Source organism: Klebsiella sp. BIGb0407 (assembly GCF_024807845.1).
GTDB lineage: Bacteria > Pseudomonadota > Gammaproteobacteria > Enterobacterales > Enterobacteriaceae > JGM124.
In genome coordinates this window covers 1-19,094 of the sequence record NZ_JANUEQ010000001.1, presented here as the reverse complement: position 1 = coordinate 19,094, position 19,094 = coordinate 1, and the positions used below count along the sequence as shown (strand labels likewise).

The following is a 19,094-nucleotide window of genomic DNA, read 5'->3' as shown; positions in this document are numbered from 1 at the left end:
CATGGCTATCTTTGACGTGATTCACGCAGTAATCAACAAGGCGGGATAATTCTGATTTGGTTCCTGCCAGTATATGACCCGTCGTTCCTCCGGCAGAAAAGCCTAAAAATCCGATTCTATTGTTATCAGTATGCTCTCCAAGTACAGGGTCCTGTAGAACAGCCGACAGCTTCCTGTTTATACCCGTAAATATTTATCAATAAGAGTTATCCAGCCTGTACTGATCATCATTCGGATATTTTTTTGAGTATAAAAAATGGGAGCTTCAGGCTCCCTTTAATCTATTTCTATGTATTCGTCATTCACATTAATAAGTCAATTCTGCAGATTTAAGGCCATCAGGGTAACATCTTCCCCTGCTACATTACGACTTTCCCTGTCCTCCCATCCAAGCTTGCGATAAAAGGGCTGCATGTCCGGAGTATAGAGCCATAATTCAGCAATTTTTTGTACGGATGCCAGTTCAATTAATCCATTCATTAGCACTGAGCCTATTCCCTTACCACGATATGAAGGTCTTGTGATTATCTCTCCTAACCAATGTATACGCGTGGGGTCATCATTAAGCTCGTAAAGAATATGACTACCGGCTGCAATAACATTATTTTCTGGATCCACAACGACCAGGGTAATCTGACGGCTATCAGAGTTGCGCTCAATAAGCCGCGCACGAATATCTTCTTTATTTGCCCACGAAGGCAGAGATGACCATTCCCTGAACAGCAACTCCGAGGTCTGTTCAAGATAAGCAGGATCCTCCATAAGTCTTTTAATCTGCATTTTTTTCTCTTAACTAACGGGTTAACCACGTTTATAACGTTTATAGTTCTGATATTTCAATAAGATTTTAGGTTTTAAAAGATCTGTTTTGAGGTCGTGTTGTTACAGTTTTCTGAGCATGCAGATTCCGCAACTATTATGGCCTGTATTACCCAGTCTTTCGGTGATATGACGGAAACCAAAAATTTCATAAAGACGAACGGCATCCTTCAGCTCATCAAGCGTTTCCAGATAGCAGGATTGATATCCCATAGCACTCGCTTTATCGATAATGAAAGAGATCATTCGTCTGCCTGCCCCCATTCCTTTTACGTCACGACTAAAAAACAATTTCTGCATTTCACAAATATTGTCTTCTCCAGCAAGCGGCGCGATTCCGGCTCCGCCGATAATTTTTCCCTTAGCCTCAGCAACCCAGTATCCCGATCCGGGATGATTGTAGGCTTCGCTTAAACGCTCCAGTTCCGGATCGTGGAGGCTAACACCTTCCAGGTGATCGATTTTATTCTCCCGAAAACTATTCCGTATTATCTCTGCTATAGCAGCATTATCCCTGGCCTCAATGGGTCGGAAAGTCATACCGGCTTCACGCTGACGACGTGCGTTTCGCAGACTACCGGAGAAGCGCATAATGGTTTTTAGGAATTCTTGTGCTTCTTCATCTGAGGATGAAGCCAGAGCTTCCTCAGTAAACCTGTCTGCATTTTCTTCCAGAGATAAAAGTCGCTCCCTTCCTGAATCGCTTAACGAAAATATTGATGCTCTGCCATCCTGATCGTCATATTCCCTCAGTAAATATCCGGCCTCAATCAGGCTACGAAGCGTACGGCTCATACTCGCTTTCTCAACGCAGAGCTTTATAGACAGCTCTGTTGCACTGGAGGGTTTACTGTTCAGTTCAATCAGAATATGACTCTGGAGAGGGGATAATTCAGTTCCGCTACTTTTACGGCTGAGCATACCCAGCTCTCTGACCATCTCTCGTAAGGCTGCACGGAACTGACGTATTTCATTTTGGTTCATAAACATTCTCTGCAATAAATCACGTTGGTTCACCATACACAAACTAGTTAACCATGTTAACTAGTTTGTGTATGCGAGTGAATATTTACAAAGAAGTTACCCGCCAAATACGCTCTAACCACATCACTTGCGTTGATCATCATCTTTGCATTTAACTGAAGATCCTCGACCAATACTAGCTCAAATTGAGTGCCAAATGAGAAAGTATGACGGACGTAGCATTTCCGAACAAAGTTAGACTTGCAATTCCCAATCTCAATTGACAGCAAAAAGTAATCGATTACATTACGTGACTCGTAAGGACATCGGCTGGTCATATCTGGGTCCCGGAGAGGGATTTACACATATCAATTACCTTGATCGCGGAGCAATAGATCCGCGGTGCTACTTAGGTTTGTATTTGAATTTTCAGGCTTTACTGAGGATATAAAAACTATGCACCCATTTAAAACTATCACTGGCGGCGTTTTGGCGGCGACACTTCTGCAACTCGCAGCAGCACCAGCACTTGCTGCAGAGCCTACCGTCGGCGTTGCGATGTTTACGCTTATCAAAGCAGAGGGCGGGTTTGAAGAACAACTGAAGATTGCAGCTGCCAAAGGTGCACGGGATATTGAGATTATTTATGGGCAAAGTGGTGGAACTGCAGGGGAATTAAAAGACCTGCTGGCTAAGTACGATATGAAAGTGACTTCAACCCATATCCAGCTGGGTTCTTTCGAAAACGACCTTCCGGCACTGATCGATTATAATAAAACAATTGGCAACGATGTTCTTGTATTGCCTTATTTGAATGCAGATGTCCGGCCAACAGATGCTGCAGGCTGGGCTACTTTGGGTACTAAGCTGAAGGGCATAGCCGAACAGCTCAAATCAGAAGGATTGACGCTTGCTTATCACAATCATAATGATGAACTAGAGCGCTTTGGTGATAAGTACGCGCTTGAGGTTTTACTCGATGCTGCCGGACCGGACGTTAAAATTGAACTCGATTTGGCGTGGGTGACCCGTGCCGGAGCCGATCCTGTCGAGGTTCTTAAACGCCTGCATGGCCGTATCTATGCCGTTCATGCAAAGGACAATATCGAGGGGTTAGTCGGCGTTGGTATGGAAGGCTACAATACGCTGCCTGAAAGTGGATTTGCCGATGTCGGATCGGGTGTCATGGACTGGGAAGCAATTATTCCCGCAGTCTATGCATCCGGCGCTGAGCTTTATCTGATTGAACACGATAATCCGAATGATGCCGCTCAGACAATCGAGAACAGCATGAAATATCTCAAAGAGAATGTTCATCTTCGTCCTGATTTCCGTATTGCAGCAGTCAATCCGAACCAGAAAGCAGTTGCAGAAACCATCAACGATATGGCGCCATTAAGCGATATTTATAGCGCAACCTATCTGGCAAATGGCGGCGTTTCTGCTGCACTAGAGCAACTGGCAGGATCAAGTAATGCATCAGTACAATCGATACTGGTTCAGGATACGCAGCTTTTCCGCAGCGCCATCAATAACCGTCTTCGTAGCTCAGTACTGATGGCCCCCTCCTCTAACGATACTCAGAATAACGCCTTCTGGATGACGGGCCTGGGCTCTAAAGGCTCCTATGATAATGGCCGTCTTGACAGGAATGTCGGTGGTGTACTGATGGGGGCTGACACAACGGTATTTGATACATGGACCATCGGTTTAACCGGTGGATACAGCCGTACTAAGTTTGATGAATCAAATTCATCAGGAAAAAGTAATGACTATCACTTCGGTGTTTATGGTGGAACCAAAGTCAATGCCTTGTCTTTCCGCTCAGGTTTTGGCTACACCAGACATACTATTGAGACTGATCGTAGCGTGAGTATTGCTGCAATGGGTAATTCATCGCTGTATGATTCGCTCTCAGCAGATCGTAATGGGAATACCTATCAAGTCTTCGGTGAATTAGGTTACACAATTGGTAGCGATAAAGTAAGCATCGAGCCTTATGCTGGTCTCGCTCATGTCTGGTCTAAAACGAATGGTTTCTCTGAATCAGGCGGCGCTGCTGCACTCTCGTCAAACGGCACCTCTATGGACACCAGTTTCTCTACTTTAGGCCTGAATGGGCAAACGACGTTTGATATTGGGGGCGTGCCGTCCGTTGCTCGCGGCGGACTGGGCTGGCGTCACGCATTCGGTGATATCACTCCGTCAACCAGTCAGCGTTTTGCTTCCGGTGACGAATTCACCGTGACAGGCGTGCCAATTGCTAAAAATGTCGGACTCATCGAAACAGGTATGGATTTTAACATTACCCCAAATGCCGTAGTAGGTATCTCATATGTCGGCCAGATTGGCTCAGGCGTACATGAAAACTCTGCGAATACACGCTTAAGTATCAACTTCTGATTATAGTAATTAAGGCCTTTATGGCTATGTCATAAAGGCCTTACCTCACCCACCCACTAAGCCCCTGATGTTCTGCCCTGACAGACAAAACAAGAATATTCTTAGTTTTATCCAATTAAATCAATATCATAAATAACCATGTCAGTAGTAATGTTTTATGGTTGTTTAACAAGATTACTGTAATATTGGCTCCTGATATCTAAGGACAAAAGAGTTAAACAGGAGAATATTATGAAATACGCGCTAACATTACTGACAGGCCTGCTGGTCGTTACCCCTACTTTTTCAGCACTGGCTATGCCTCAAACCTCCGCGGGCTGCGAAGCTAAGCGGCAGAACATTGAGCGGCAGCTAGATTATGCTCGTTTGCACAACAACAGCTATCGTGCGGCAGGTTTGGAAAGAGCGCTGTCTAAAGTTAACACTTACTGCTCAGATGAAGAGTTGCGTGCCAAACGAAAATACGACATCGTCAAAAAAGAACAAGAGGTTGAGGAGCGGCGCCATGAGCTGGCGGAGGCTCAGGCTATCGGACGCACAGATAAAATTATTCATAAACAGTGGAAACTGGAAAATGCTCAAGCCGAGCTTGATAAAGCCAGAAGTACGCTGAATTAATACCAGGCTTGTGTCAGGGAGAAGTGTAAAGAACTATCCAGCGTCTCCCTGTCTCTTCCGCTCTCACATTGCCGTTAAATCAGCCCAATCATCTGGAATATATTACATATTTTAAATTCCCTTCCCTCCTGTATAATGATGCGCTGCTGTCAAGATGCGCTCGCCACCAAAACGTTTTACGTCCTGAATGTTCGTTTATTTATAAAAAAAATCAGACCCATATCAGATTTATAATTAAAGGTTAAAAGATGAAAGAAACGCCTCTGGAATATACACCTGTTGACTTATCTCGCTGGGCAAGGAAAGAACATTTTGAGGTATTTCAGTCATTTGCTCAATCCACTTTCAACCAAACTGTCATGGTAGATATTACCGTGCTGCTAAAATATATAAAAGAAGTTGGCTGGAAATTTTATCCTACTATTATTTTCCTCCTGGCTAAAATCGTAAACAATCATGCGGAATTCCGTATGACCATAAAGAATGATGAACTTGTTATATGGAATGAAGTTCATCCAAACTATACAATCTTCCATAATGAAACGGAGACTTTTTCATCATTATGGAGTCACTTTGATGGCAATATTCAGCACTTCCAGGATGTTTATTCAGAAGACGTTGCCCGCTATGGTAATAACCTTTCATACTGGCCTAAGGAAGAGTCCCGGGAAAATATATTTTTCGTATCGGCTATTCCCTGGGTAAGTTTTACCAGTTTTGATATCAACGTAGCTAACATGAAGAACTTTTTTTCCCCCATGTTCACTCTTGGAAAATATTATAAACAAGATGGGAAAGTATTGCTGCCTCTCGCCGTTCAGGTACACCATTCCGTGTGCGATGGTTTCCATGTGGCCAGGCTGGTCAATGAGTTACAAGAGATGAGTAATAACATAAAGCACCTTTCTGAAGAACTCCGCGCTTAATGCATCAAAATTTTTGAAGGCCTGTTCTTACATAACTCGGGCAGCAAGCTGAGAAACAGAGAGTTTGCTACCCCGGTATTTTTGCATTTAACCGTTTCTTATTTTCTCATCTATACACGGCTGGGGTTTACCAAACAGATAGCCCTGTATGTAATCGCAGCCCAGTACCTGAAGACTCTCCAGTTGCTCCTGCGTTTCAACACCTTCCGCTACGACCTTCATATTGAGGGATTTCGCCATTCCGGTGATGAGTCTGACAATATTAAGGGCATCTTCCTGCGTCGATATTGAATTCACAAAGGACTTGTCTATTTTGATTTTATCGAAGGTAAGTCTACTGAGACGTGAAAGAGAGGAATAACCGGTACCAAAATCATCAATGGAGATTGTCACTCCCAAAGCCCGAAGCCTGTTAAGCGTATTCGTCGGCGTATTGCTCTCAGTAAAGATAGAAGATTCCGTCACTTCCAGTTCAAGACGCTCGGCCGGAAGCCCCGTTTCGTTCAGAATGGACAGCACTAATCCGGCAAAGACTTTGCTACCTAGCTGGATAGGAGAAACATTGACTGAAATTTTAGCCGGAATTACCCAGGAAGCGGCTTCCCGGCAGGCCATTTCAAGCACCGATTTCCCCATCTCGTTAATCATACCCGTTTTTTCAGCCACAGGAATAAAGCAGTCCGGCGACATAAGGCCCTTCACTGGATGTATCCAACGAATAAGGGCTTCATAGCTGTAAATTTCCTGGCTGAAAGAATCAACAATAGGCTGATAATAAACCACGAATTCTTTTTTCACTAACGCACGCGCCATATCCAGCTCAAGGATTCGGCTTTCCTGCAGTTTATCCAGCATCCATTGCCGGAAGACTTTTATCTTACCAGCGCCTTCACTTTTGGCCTCGTAAAGAGCCAGATCGGCAAATTTATAGAGATAGTCAGAGCGACGTTCAGTGTCTGAGATGACAATACCAACACTGGAGGTAATATTTATAATCGTGTTATAAATCGTGTAGGTCTGATTGATAACATCGCATATATTTTTGGCGCGTGAAACGGCAGTGCTCTCCGTCAAGCCACTCGAGAGAAACGCAAACTCATCTCCGCCTAAACGATAAAGCGTACCGGAAGTCAGACCCATCGAGATCAGACGTTGTGCTATCTGGCGTAATAACGTATCACCGACATCATGGCCATAGGTATCATTGACCTCCTTGAATCGGTCTAAATCAAACAGCATCACAGTCACAGAATCATTGTTTTTTACTGCGTTCTCGATGGTTTCATTTAAATTCTCCCAGAAAAAATGGCGGTTATTCATTTCTGTCAGAGAGTCATGGTAGACGTCATACTCCAGCCTGGCATTCTGGACTTGCAGTTTTTCTTTAGATTCCTGTAGAGCTTCAGCAAGGCTCTTCACCTGAAGATGTGCCTTCAGAATATTTCTATTTTGATAAAATATCAGCACACCCAGTATCGCACTCATAATTATCAGCAAGACAGACGTCGCCGAGTAAATATAGTACAGGGTTTTAATTTTAAGGTTGGCGTCATTAATCGCGTTGATATCCTTATCTAAAGCGCTGGACGACAGATGCCCCAGTTGGGCATCAAACTGGTGCAATATTTTCAGGTAGGCCTGGAGTTCTGAGCGGTTCATGTTCTCAAGATGAACATCCAGATACTCAAGTGCCTTTTCAAGCTGTAGAGCCAGTGTATGGTGGGCTTTGCTGCTTTCTATGTAGCCCCTCAGATCACCTTCTTTCATTAAATCACTCTGGCTGAGCATTATATCGAGACGCATACGGACATCATCAAGCATGACAGTCTCATCGATAGTGTAAAGAGCAAGCAACGATTCGAACCGGTAATATTCTGATGCCATCTGTGCAGCAGACCACGAAGCCGCGTAGTGAGTCAGCTTCTGTAACTCTTGCTGCCTTTCATGCACAAGGAAAGAGATATACCCGGTGGATATAAAAAGGAAAAAAATGATGCCAGCCAGAATTCTGTTCATGTTGCTCTTCTGACTCCTTACTCAACATTCATTCTATTAACCTGCCAGGCAGATCTTGAATAATAAATTTTATTATTCAGCTCAGGTATGCTGTCATAGGGATAGACCACAAACAATGGGCCTTTATCACGGATACGCATGTATTTTCCGTTGACTTTTAAAGCGAGGATAACGTTGTATTCCTTGAAGTCACTGAGGGGAATTTCGGTGGTGTAGTCATTGAGCGCGGTGACCTTAACCACAGAACCTTTCGCCCCGACATAGTCCATGAGCTTCTGCAGTGAAACGCCTTCAAAAGTAGTACGGCCATTATACCAGGGCGAAGTGGTCTCGAAGCTGACCATACCCAGTTTTTCCAGACTGGCAAGATCAAAAACAGCTTTCCCATCTTCATTGGTATTTTCGATATTACCAGACAGCGTCAAAAGGACTTTACCGGCAGGTTTGGAAAACTCACCCGCCCAAACCTGTGTGGAGAGCACAAAACTCAACAGAATGATAATTAACCGCATTTTGACCTCGTCTATCAACTGAATGTTAAAGAATTATAATTTAGTTAAAGTAGCATTTATATAAGCTCCAATCCTATTGTTAATGCAATCATTTCACTAACATTATAATTCATTAAAATCAACCGGTTTAAAAAACTTCCTTTTTATATTGATTAAGCAAGGTCGTTACCGTTATTTAATATTCAAAACAGCGTTTTACCTGCGCAAAAAGGCACACTTTTATTCAACGCAAATAAACACACAATAAGATAAAGGTTAACTCTCTGTGGGATGTGGCTCAGCAGGTAAAACCTGAGGGCTGGCAGTGACAGGAATAAAATCAAAATCCGCCGTATGCTGAATACGGCGGATTTATTACAGTTGAGCCTGAACTACATAAATCACTTAAGGTGCGACAGGTGCGGTTTGTTGTTGTGCAACCTGCTCAGGAGTATGTTCCGGCACCATAACATGGGATGCGATAATCACAGCCAGCAGGCCAACAATCATCGGTACCGATGTTCGTTTAACGACTTCAAACGGTGATAGTTTTGCCATACCTGCTGTAGCGACCACAACGCCGGATACCGGTGACATCGAACGACCAAGGTTAGATGCCTGTAGCATCGGGATAACCAGATAGGCAGGATTAATACCCATTTGATCGGCCAGCTTAGGAATAAACTCAACGAAGGCATAGAAAGGTGCATTACCAGAGCCGGTCGCAATAGCAGCAAGCATAGTTACTATCACTAAAACCAACATCATCACAATAATGCCGCCGCCGGAGGTTTCAGCCAAGTGAATTAATCCGGAAATGAATCCAATGGTATTTAAACCTTGAGCAAATATACCCGCAGCGACTAATAACATTACTACTGAGTAGAAGGCATCCCCCATTGCTTTATAAGCGGAGTCCAGCCCGTCAAAGACGGTCTTCGCTTTAAAAGTGCGAATAAATTCAATCAACGCTGTTATCACCATACAAATAATAAGAATGGTAATAATATTCAGATTTGGAATCACATGTTCGGTTAGCGGTAATGTCATTTTGCCGGAGAAAACTAATACGCCGATAATAGGCAGAAATGGCAAAATAACGTAGAACACAGGCACTCTGGTCACTATCTTTGAAACATCGAGCCTCTCGCTGACTACACCCTCTTTCTTATCCAGGTAACGCTGCCAGAAGAAATGGGCAACAGCGATAGCAAAAATAGCAATGATTGAAATAGGTAATGTGGTGTGAAAAGCAAATTCAATCAGCTTCTCTCCGCCCATTTTGGATGCTTCTGCCGCGACGATAACATCCCCGGAAGTAGGCGACAGAATAATCGCTGCGGGTGAAGCACAAATAGCCGTTGCTGCGCCGCGGCTAATACCGACGTTCACCATAATGGGGAATAATGTCGCCATCAGTAACACGCCCAGACCGGCAGCAGACGAAACCGCTAAAGACATTAAGCAAGCCAGAAAGTAAGCGGCAATCATCAGGATATAGGGTGAGTTAATATATTTAAGCGGATGTGAGGCCAGCTTTACCACCATATCATTCGCGCCGATATGAGACATATATGCGGCGAAACCGCATAAAATCATGATCATCATACCGAGATCGGCAGCGCGAGAGGTCAATAAAATTTTAATGTATTCAAAGACATCCAGAAACAAGAAACCCGTGGCATCTTTATCTGCTACAATCGGACGCCCCAGGCTAATACTAATCAGTAACAGAGCAATACCACTGACCATCAGTACGCCAGTCGCTGAATAGCCTTTCATAATATAGTAGCCAACAGCAACTGCAGCGACCGCACCGATCAATAAATTGACGATATATGATACTTCCACCATATATGTGTATCTCCAAAAAAACCATAGCTCAAGATATTAGAGGGCATAGTAAACACCACCCTTAATCAAAAAGCTCTGGGTAGTTCACATTTTTAATCAGAAAACTAAGTTGTTGTCGTTAATTTGACCGCTATCGATGCAAAAACAGGGTAATTTTTAATCAGTTTTGGGGAATGGTTTTGGGGAAATGATTTTTAAGCTCAAAAAAAACGGGAACCCTGAGGCTCCCGTTATCATCTAACCCGAAAAACGGAATTACATGTTTTCGATGATAGCGTCACCAAACTCGCTACATTTCAGCAGTTTAGCGCCATCCATCAGGCGTTCGAAATCATAAGTCACGGTTTTCGCGTTGATTGCGCCGCTGGTACCTTTAACGATAAGGTCAGCTGCTTCGAACCAGCCCATGTGACGGAGCAATATATTTAGGGAGTTAACTTAACAGGCTGATTTTAATATTTAAATCGTGGTTTTTTTGAGGTTTTTCATTATCTTTTAACTGCATTGTAACCTCTTGATTAACAGTAATTAATGTTGAGTTTTGATAACCGTTTTCACTTAAATGCTGATGGTCTGCTATGAGCTAGGAACGGACTTATTAAAATTCGGAATCATATTCCTGCCGCAACGAAGTGTGAGCAGGTATAGTATTTAATAAGTAAGCAACACTTGACTGATTATGTTGACTTATAACCACTCTTGAAGTATTACTTCAAGCTTTTTGAAATAAAGCCGTAACTGCAGAAAATCATCTTCATCAATACATTTCGCATGTGCATCCGGGCGTCCTCTGGTGTTAATTTCCTGAAGCATAAGTATTAGCTTTGTCTTATCAATTCCAAAAACATTCTCAAAAGTCGCCCACTCCCTACTGATTATATTAATTAATTCAAGGAAAAATAATGGGGATGAGTTAGGATCTAAAAGCCCAGATAGTTCGTAATTTTGTAATGTTGATCTTCGATTTTCAGGAACTGCATTAATCACAGCATCTTTTGCTTTATTTGCACCTTTAGATATCTTCAATGAGTTTCGGACAAGTACTCGAAGACCTTTTTCTAGGCGATTTCTTCTAATCGAAACTTCTTGAACCTTTTCTTCTTCATTTAAGTTTAGTTTCTCGTGTTGATGTTTTTTTCGGAGTAGATCGGATATTTCTTCAAGATTAAAAGAATAACCCGATGCGCTTTTTTGAATGAGCCCATAGCCGATTAAATGTCTAGTGTAAGATGTGTGATCATGAGCGAATGAATTAAAGCTATCCATATCCCCTTGAGCAAGTAAACATAGCATTTCGTATTCATCAGGGTACCATTCTGACAATACCTGAATCATCATAGCCAAATATTCTTGCGAATTATTTCTAAACTCGCACTTAGACTTATTATAAAGAGCTTTATCGATTATTACTGGTCTCTCAGTAGATATTAACCTGTTAATTTGACTGCAAGCCTGGCGAATTAAAAATGGATGTCCACCATAGTCTTCCGTGAGTTTCGCAGCAATCAAGGTATCAAATTTTAATCCCATATAATCACCTAATCGCGTAACCATTTGACTAACTTGGTCTACTGTAAATGGAGGTACGTATTGGCTAGGGATTGAAGCATAAATTGGATTGTCATGGCCTAACAATAATGGAGCTTCGGTACAACTTGGATTAGTCCCAACTAGCATATAGCAGAAAACAGACGGATGCTTTTGGTAAAAACCACGCATTGTCTGCCAGAAGTATATAAAATCGGTTTCTTCTCTCCAATGAATTGAGGCTCCTGTTTTAGGAGTAAGCCTTTCAATTTCATCAAAAATAAAGATTGCACCTGCTGGTTTTTTTGAGTTGTATATTTTTAACATGTCTTTTTCAAAACTATCCGCAGCATTTTTAACGTCATATCTAACTGTCGTTTCAATTTTCACTTTGGATTTTTTTGCATCGGAATATAATAACACAAGTTTTTCAAGTAACTCATACCAGCGAAGTCCATGTATTGATGGGCTTTCGCAATCCAATGATACAAAACAATCACCTTTTGCCTCTAAACGTCTCTGGATTGCATATATAATTGACGTTTTACCGCTTTTTCTGAGACCGAAAAGACTTGTGTGCTCCCCTGACTGGAATCGATTTACAATCTCATTTATAAGATTTGAACGACCAAAAAAGTATGTATCTTTTTTAAGTGGAGACAAAAATGAGAATAAATCTCGGGAGTAAAAATGTTTCCTAAATCTATTTTCAAGAATTATAATTGCATTCGCTTGCATCATTTCAACATAACTAACAGGTACAATAATTTGGTGCTCTGGATCTGATTTAAGAAGATGTTCAACCTTTTCTTCTGTATCAGGCGCTCTTCCTATTAGCACCGCACAAACTGACTCTGTACGCATCTTTGGAAGGCGCATATACACTTTCTCGAAAAAGTCTAATGATCTTGGTTCAAAATATTCGTAATTACTAAATACACAAACAATCTCTCTCTCAATGTTGAACATTTCAGAAGTCTTCGGTGTTGGCTTCATAAGGAAATAGTTATATCGAGATTGCGCAATTTGTATTTCTTCACCAGAATTTGTTAAATACCATCCTTTAGATAATAGCTTCAATATTTTTTGTTCATCAGCACTAAACCTTTCTAAAAGAAACTGTTTGTGGAAACCAGGATTAGTAATTGCTTTATTGATCATTAAGACATCCCTTCAAATTAATTTATAAAACAGAGCGCAATTTTATTTCGCATTTAAAACGTCTTCCGGCCCCCCAAAGCAAATTGGTTACTTGAAGGGCATTGCGATTCAAAATGCAATATCACCTTATATTGATTTACAACAATTGCAAATGATAACTAAATGGGGCCCGAAAAAATTTGAAGCAGTCGCCAAATCACCCGAATGATATTGCTCGGTATTACAGTGTACTGAGATATAAAGATTAGTATGCACGTCCGCTTCTGGCACAGAGCGGACATTTAGAAGTAACACACACTACCATGTAGAAACCTTTCTAATTTTTGTACTGATTTTTTCTAACCGGGAATTTCTTGTAGAGACTACACACAGCCACATCATAAATCATCGCCACCTGTTTTCTATCCACTCCATTAGCGATTAGCCTTCCGGCTTGGTCCCATTGTTCAGGCGTTAATTTGGGTCTACGCCCTCCGATCCTCCCATGCTCTCTCGCTGCTGCCAAACCCGCCATTGTTCGCTCTACGATTAACTCGCGTTCCATCTCAGCTAAAGCACCCATGATGTGAAATATAAATCTCCCCATAGGGCTGGATGTATCAATGCTGTCGGTAAGACTACGAAAGTGAATATTTCGGTTGCGGAGTTCATCCACCAGTAATACCAGGTTCCGCATTGACCGGCCTAACCTGTCGAGTTTCCAGACCACCAGAGTGTCCCCCTCAGTAAGCTGCTTTAATACTCGTTTGAGGACCGGTCGATTAGCGATAGTTCCGCTCATTTTTTCCTCAAATATCTGTTCACATCCTGCGCGTTCCAAAGCATCTCGTTGTAAAGCAGTATTTTGGTCATTTGTTGACACACGAACATAGCCTATTTGCATGTTTTATCACCAATAATTCAAGTGTGGGTATTGGTAGAGTGTATCGGTAAATTGTACATGGCATTCTATTAAACGCTGGTTTGGAAGGGTTCGGTAATACTGCAGTAGCTTCAGCTAACTGGGATGATATTACTGCTACAGGTTTCTACTCCGCAGCCGCACAAACTCAGCCAGAGTTACCCGTCGTTGCTTCTGGGTTATTTGTTTTAAGTATTTCGAGTGGACCTTACATTTCACAGCTTTGTATGCGGTCCAACTCATCTATGCCACGGATGTGGAGACGATCGAAAGATACGAATGGTTGGGGTTTGTGGGTATCAGTTATATTAACGGGAGACTTTGGTTTAGGTTCTAGTCCGACGCTCGGACCGACCCAATACTCGGATGCAAATACAATTACATCATCAGGGTTCTCTGCTAGCGGGGGAGCCTCTGCTACAAACTTTTTCAATAACTATGCCCCACTAATGACTATGGTGAGATCAGGAGGAAACGATAATACCGGCTTGGTTTCACAGCTACAAATATCGCCAACAGCAATGGGGTTTAGGGCGCGAGAGTTGAATATTTGGACTTCGTGGCGAACTATTTACCATAATGGTAATACCACTAAAGGTTCAGATGGCACGCTCAAAACAGCTTCCCCTGTTGCTCGTATTGCTAGTTTTGAAATCAGCTCACGGACTGATATTGATGAGGACTCTTTTGAATGGTGTGGTTGTGGTGTAGCGAATTATGAGGCTCGTGGTATTGAAATTATCCGCGATGATGTTGGTGTATATCGAGTGACAGGCGCTAAGTCGCTGGCATCGTCCGGTTGGCGTCTCCTGCCACCTCGAGATCCAAACGGTAGTGGTGATTTGGGTGTGGTGAAAGCGGAACAGATTGATGGAGAGATCATCATTTCACTGTTCCGCCGTAAGATGGTACTTGCAGACGGGGAGATCGTTATTAAACCGGGTGAGCCTATTGATGTACCGGCTAACTCCTGGATAGACGTTCGGTTGGATATGCCAGAACCGGTTATTCTTCCTGATTCACCGGTTGAAGATTCTCAGGCTCAGCCTGAATAGCGGCTTGTTCCTGATTCCAGATACTGTCCATCGGCATCTCTACACGCACTGAAACAAACTGGTCGGCTGGAATGTCGACCGGTTCACCTGCAGCTATCCCTTCAATTTCATTTCTGGCAAACTCTGGCGCATCCGGATAGGTTCGGTGATAGGTTTTGACCAGAACCGAGCCATCGGCATTTACTTCATAATCCAGCCAGATTAACGCCTGGCCATTCCTGTCTTTCGGAATATCAAATCCGCCATTAATTCCGCCCCACGTCGCATCTGAATTCATACCAATACAGTTTTTAATCAGGTACTGGCCGATTCCCAATCGAGTAACAGTACAACCCTCTGATTCATTGTTAGTTTCAAATACTCCATCATGAAATATTTTTACAATCGGTGATGCAGCCTTAATCGTACCATCAGAGCCTTTAGTAGTGTTTTGGTCGTGATAAATCTTAATCCATGGGATTTCCGTGTTTAACGCCATCGGGGGAAGGCTTCCATTCCAGCGGAAATACATCTCTTTAGCACTATTGATAAATATCTGTGCTGTTCTTTGGTTTGCATACGACATTTGCACACCAACACCGTTGTTTGGAGTCCATGTCGATGGGTTTACTGTTTCAGAAATAAATTGGTTTACGTGAGTCGTTGGTCTGTTTAATGTGCCGTTGCCAACTCCGAAAGCACCGACATAGGGTATGTCGTTAACGTCGGTTCCTACTTTTCTACTTGATGCTGACGAGATAGGGTAGCTAATCGATGGGTCGTTTGTAAGATCAACAAGGTCTGTCAAATCCTCTGCTTTGACAACCGAGAATATATCGTTGGTATCGTTGGTTTTAAAAACAAGGCCGTCAAAGAAAACTCCGTTGTTAAACGGGCCACCTGATGTCGGCAATTTTAAAAGATAAACCTTTCGGCCTTTGTATGTAGCAGTAGCGGTCCCAATAAATAAGTTTCTCGCACCGGCAATCGGATATCTGATCCCCATTGTAGCGCCCAAACCTTTATACGATGCCTGGATCATTACATCGACGAGCCCCGGCATATTGTTTGAAGTCAATCCGCCGCGACTATATGTGAACCGTCCAATCAAGCCAACGGCATTAATTCCATCAGCACCAGGCTCAACAGCAGCAATCATGTACTCATTCGCCCCAGGCGCAATAGTTGCCAGGGATAGCGCCGATACGTACATAGAGCTGATATGTCTTCCGTGATCCCTTTGCACTATTGCTGGGATGTTACCGACATCAGTACCAACGTTTGCTTCAGCCGCTGTTCCTAAACCAGCGTTTTCGCGAATGCCTTTTGCATCCTTAGCCCCGGTCCCTCCCTGGGCAACAGAAAGCGCCGTTGTGAGCCCGGTTAAGCTCGTAATATCTTTGTTTGCACCTTTCTTCGCTAATGACTTTTGCCCCGGAACAGTTACGGAAACACCATTAATAGTTATGGTCACGTCACCAGTGCCATTCATCACATCAGCAAATCCGCTAATATTGCTCTGATACATTTTGAATGTTTCGGCAATATCCTGTGCCAGACCATCTACGCTCAGGCTATCACTGAGCAGGATGGAATATTTTGTTCCTGCCGCTAATGCCGGGCTGGCTGCTGGCGAGACCGTCATTGCTGTACCGCTGGTAATGCCCGTAATCTGAAATACCTGCGGCGGAGAGGTCATTGTTATTACTGTACAGCCAACACGAATTAACGAGCCTGCTGCCGTGAAATTAGTTCCAGTGCCGGTTAATGTATTCCCGTTGACTGAAATAGTTCCTGTGGTGTAAATCATTAATAATCTCCAGAAATGAAAAAACCCGCCGAAGCGGGTTATATATGATGATTAGCAAAAAGATTTATTTAGTTTGTAAATCTATTCTCACTCTTTTTAAATACGAGCACAGTGATTGGCCCTGGCGTTCCGAATGGAATACCACCCCCCGCCCCCGTAATCACAAATTTAACCTCAGCGCTGGCATAAGCAGGTAAATTAACAACCACAGAATTAGAATATGACGCGTTAGGTCCTGGTACTGACTCAAAAATTCGAGTTCCATTAATTTCAACCCAACATCGCCCTGAACTCATAGTCGATGAGCTACTAACGTGAAGTAATGGTATAACCATGACAGATTCATATGGCAGACCGCCTGTAAAAGTCCGGGTTGCCGATTCGTTTACTCCATATATTTGCACCTGGTTCCATACGCCACAAACAACGACATCCCCCTCAATTTTATTTGCGTATACAGTTCCCTCAAAGCGACCATCCGTTGCATATACCGTGCCTCTGAATTCTCCTTCTGTTGCGTAAACCTTTCCTCTAACCGTGACATTATTAAATTCGGAATCACCATTTTTATTAATATGCCAGCCAGTTTTACCCGCTACATAGTCAGTTGATTGAATAAAATTACCAATTTTAGAGTTAGTAATAGTTCCATCACCGATTAGAGTATCTTTAATAATAAGCTGCCCGTTCTGTGTCGCGAATATTATCGACGGAGTGCCGCCAGCATTCATCATTACCGCGAACCGGTCGGCAATAAAAATAACCTGCGATTGCATTCCGCTCGGCGTATTTTCAACACCAATACCCATTCCTGCTGCGTATTGCATGCCATTAGAATCAACACCGACCTTAATGTTATACATCGCGCCCAGCTCGCCATTAATTCCCGCTATAGCGTTGGCGGTCGTCGTAATTGCAGCCGTATTCCCCTCAACGCTTGCAGTAATTGCGTTAATTTGTGTTGCGGTCGCTTGTTGATAATTCGATACCGTCTGGCTCAGATTAGTTACAGAGGCAGCATTCCCGGCAACGTCTGTTTTAATCTGTTCCAGCGCGGTAGCCGTCGCTGATTTCTCGTCAGCAATAACGGTATCAATACGGTCAATCTCTGCCTGATTCGCGTTGTACTGAACGGACAACGTTTGACGCATATTGACCTGGGCTAAAGTATTAGTGATCAGGGTAATCGCATTATTTTTCGAACTCCCTGACGCATTATCAGTCTGCGCTTTCAGTTCCTCCAGTCTGGACGCCATAGCGCTGTCGAGCGTTGTTACCGTTTGGGTTAAATCAGAAAAATCAGATTCGTTATCACCGACCCGAGTATTAAGCTGATTGACCGCCTGAGTCCTGGCCTCCGTTTCCGTGGTTAGCGCTTTACTGACGCCAGTAATAGCAGACTCGTTATTACCGGTACGGGTCTCGATAGCCTGCATACGGGTTGCTGATGCCACTTTCTCATCAGCCACAACCTGGCTCAAATCCGTCAGCCCGGCTGCATTTTTACCCGTATCCGCCGTTAACTTATCGACCGCATCAGAGCGAGCACCGGCCTCATCCGTGACAGCCTGGCGCACCGCAGTTATACCTGCAGTGTTCTCGCCAGTCTTGACCTCGATCCGGGTCACATCCGTAATGCGGGCATCCGTTTCTGTCGCTATAGCCTGAGTGACTTGGTCAAACTTCGCGGAATTTTCGCCGCTCTGCATCGATAAGCGCGTTGAGATATCGACCTGAGCCAAAACGTTACTGATGATGGCTTGAGCGTTATTCTGAATAGCGCCGTAGGCCTGGTCAGTTTTAGCGGTGATCTCATCAAAACGCGTAACGGTCGAACCTTCCAGCGTGGTGACCGCTTCCGTCAGAGTGGAAACATCAGCCTCGTTCTGTTCGGTTCTCGCCTTGAGTGATTCAGCCTCGCGAACCCGCGCCTCTGTCTCACTGGTCAGCGCCTCACCCACATTTTTGATAGCCGACTCGTTATTACCGGTCCGGGTTTCAATAGACTGCATGCGGGTTGCTGATGCCGCTTTCTCATCAGCCACAACCTGACTCAAATCCGTCAGTCCGGCTGCATTTTTACCCGTATCCGCCGTTAACTTATCGACCGCCTCAGAACGCGCACTGGCCTCATCCGTGACAGCCTGGCGCACCGAGTTAATACCGGCAGTGTTCTCGCCAGTCTTGGCCTCGATCCGGGTCACGTCCGTCACTCGGGCATCCGTTTCCGTCGCGATGGCCTGGGTGACCTGCTCAAATTTCGCCGCGTTGTCACCGTTCTGAACCGACAGACGGGTCGCTATGTCAGCCTGCGCCAGTGAGTTACTGATTATCGCCTGGGCATTATTCTGAATAGCGCCGGAGGCCTGGTCAGTTTTAGCGGTGATCTCATCAAAACGTGTAACGGTCGAACCTTCCAGCGTGGTGACCGCCTCCGTCAGGGTGGAAACATCAGCCTCATTCTGTTCCGTTCTCACCTTGAGTGATTCAGCCTCGCGAACCCGCGCCTCTGTCTCACTGGTCAGCGCCTCACCCACATTTTTGATAGCCGACTCGTTATTACCGGTCCGG

Annotated in this window: 12 protein-coding genes and 2 pseudogenes; 4 read left to right on the top strand and 10 right to left on the bottom strand. The window is 43.9% G+C overall.

From position 1 onward, the window contains the following. Window positions 1-315: 315 nt before the first annotated feature. Both M2387_RS00070 and M2387_RS00065 read right to left on the bottom strand, forming a co-directional pair. Window positions 316-780, bottom strand: coding sequence for a GNAT family N-acetyltransferase (locus M2387_RS00070; RefSeq protein WP_259046461.1), 465 nt, complete (start codon window positions 778-780; stop codon window positions 316-318). Window positions 781-882: 102 nt separating this feature from the next. Continuing rightward, window positions 883-1,803, bottom strand: a complete 921-nt coding sequence (locus M2387_RS00065; RefSeq protein WP_259046460.1) for a bifunctional helix-turn-helix transcriptional regulator/GNAT family N-acetyltransferase — start codon at window positions 1,801-1,803, stop codon at window positions 883-885. Between the two features lie 435 nt (window positions 1,804-2,238). Here M2387_RS00065 and M2387_RS00060 point away from each other — a divergent pair, with 435 nt between their 5' ends. From M2387_RS00060 to catA, 3 genes are all read left to right on the top strand, one after another. After that, window positions 2,239-4,185 carry an autotransporter domain-containing protein gene (locus tag M2387_RS00060; protein ID WP_259046459.1) on the top strand — a complete coding sequence of 649 codons (1,947 nt, stop codon included), beginning with the start codon at window positions 2,239-2,241 and terminating at the stop codon, window positions 4,183-4,185. A 231-nt stretch (window positions 4,186-4,416) separates the two neighbouring features. Then, window positions 4,417-4,803 (top strand): DUF1090 domain-containing protein, encoded by a 387-nt coding sequence (locus M2387_RS00055; protein ID WP_259046458.1) that lies wholly within the window; start codon window positions 4,417-4,419, stop codon window positions 4,801-4,803. Window positions 4,804-5,051: 248 nt separating this feature from the next. Then, window positions 5,052-5,729: a type A chloramphenicol O-acetyltransferase gene (gene catA / locus M2387_RS00050; protein WP_259046457.1), complete on the top strand. Its 678-nt coding sequence runs from the start codon at window positions 5,052-5,054 to the stop codon at window positions 5,727-5,729. A gap of 87 nt (window positions 5,730-5,816) precedes the next feature. Here the strand turns inward: catA and M2387_RS00045 are convergent, their stop codons facing one another. From M2387_RS00045 to M2387_RS00020, 6 genes and pseudogenes are all read right to left on the bottom strand, one after another. Beyond that, a complete protein-coding gene (locus tag M2387_RS00045; RefSeq protein WP_259046456.1) occupies window positions 5,817-7,745 on the bottom strand; it encodes a putative bifunctional diguanylate cyclase/phosphodiesterase in 1,929 nt (642 codons plus the stop codon). Window positions 7,746-7,762: 17 nt separating this feature from the next. Further along, the gene (locus tag M2387_RS00040; RefSeq protein ID WP_259046455.1) at window positions 7,763-8,257 is read right to left on the bottom strand and encodes a putative pterin-binding protein; all 495 of its coding nucleotides are present in this window, start codon (window positions 8,255-8,257) and stop codon (window positions 7,763-7,765) included. 384 nt (window positions 8,258-8,641) lie between these two features. Beyond that, window positions 8,642-10,090, bottom strand: a complete 1,449-nt coding sequence (gene dcuC / locus M2387_RS00035) for an anaerobic C4-dicarboxylate transporter DcuC (protein ID WP_409039341.1) — start codon at window positions 10,088-10,090, stop codon at window positions 8,642-8,644. Between the two features lie 255 nt (window positions 10,091-10,345). Continuing rightward, a pseudogene (locus M2387_RS00030) lies at window positions 10,346-10,522 on the bottom strand (NADP-dependent isocitrate dehydrogenase); the annotation flags it as partial. 255 nt (window positions 10,523-10,777) lie between these two features. Beyond that, a complete protein-coding gene (locus M2387_RS00025; protein WP_259046454.1) occupies window positions 10,778-12,778 on the bottom strand; it encodes an ATP-binding protein in 2,001 nt (666 codons plus the stop codon). Between the two features lie 316 nt (window positions 12,779-13,094). After that, window positions 13,095-13,661: a recombinase family protein gene (locus tag M2387_RS00020; protein ID WP_259046453.1), complete on the bottom strand. Its 567-nt coding sequence runs from the start codon at window positions 13,659-13,661 to the stop codon at window positions 13,095-13,097. Window positions 13,662-14,221: 560 nt separating this feature from the next. On the opposite strand from M2387_RS00020, the gene M2387_RS00015 reads away from it, so the two are divergent. Continuing rightward, complete coding sequence (locus tag M2387_RS00015; protein ID WP_259046452.1) at window positions 14,222-14,734, top strand: phage tail fiber protein; 513 nt, start codon at window positions 14,222-14,224, stop codon at window positions 14,732-14,734. Here M2387_RS00015 and M2387_RS00010 read toward each other — a convergent pair. After that, a pseudogene (locus tag M2387_RS00010) lies at window positions 14,685-15,179 on the bottom strand (phage tail fiber protein); the annotation flags it as partial. The gene M2387_RS00015 and the pseudogene M2387_RS00010 overlap by 50 nt on opposite strands. Before the next feature lie 1,412 nt (window positions 15,180-16,591). Next, window positions 16,592-19,094: phage tail tip fiber protein (locus M2387_RS00005; protein WP_259046451.1), on the bottom strand; the 2,503-nt coding region annotated here is incomplete at its 5' end.

Excerpts from the sequence above, each read along its gene's own strand:
- M2387_RS00025 (WP_259046454.1), bottom strand. The coding sequence starts at position 12,778 with ATGATCAATAAAGCAATTACTAATCCTGGTTTCCACAAACAGTTTCTT.
- M2387_RS00060 (WP_259046459.1), top strand. The coding sequence starts at position 2,239 with ATGCACCCATTTAAAACTATCACTGGCGGCGTTTTGGCGGCGACACTT.
- M2387_RS00045 (WP_259046456.1), bottom strand. The coding sequence starts at position 7,745 with ATGAACAGAATTCTGGCTGGCATCATTTTTTTCCTTTTTATATCCACC.
- dcuC (WP_409039341.1), bottom strand. The coding sequence starts at position 10,090 with ATGGTGGAAGTATCATATATCGTCAATTTATTGATCGGTGCGGTCGCT.
- M2387_RS00020 (WP_259046453.1), bottom strand. The coding sequence starts at position 13,661 with ATGCAAATAGGCTATGTTCGTGTGTCAACAAATGACCAAAATACTGCT.
- M2387_RS00055 (WP_259046458.1), top strand. The coding sequence starts at position 4,417 with ATGAAATACGCGCTAACATTACTGACAGGCCTGCTGGTCGTTACCCCT.
- M2387_RS00070 (WP_259046461.1), bottom strand. The coding sequence starts at position 780 with ATGCAGATTAAAAGACTTATGGAGGATCCTGCTTATCTTGAACAGACC.
- catA (WP_259046457.1), top strand. The coding sequence starts at position 5,052 with ATGAAAGAAACGCCTCTGGAATATACACCTGTTGACTTATCTCGCTGG.
- M2387_RS00065 (WP_259046460.1), bottom strand. The coding sequence starts at position 1,803 with ATGAACCAAAATGAAATACGTCAGTTCCGTGCAGCCTTACGAGAGATG.
- M2387_RS00040 (WP_259046455.1), bottom strand. The coding sequence starts at position 8,257 with ATGCGGTTAATTATCATTCTGTTGAGTTTTGTGCTCTCCACACAGGTT.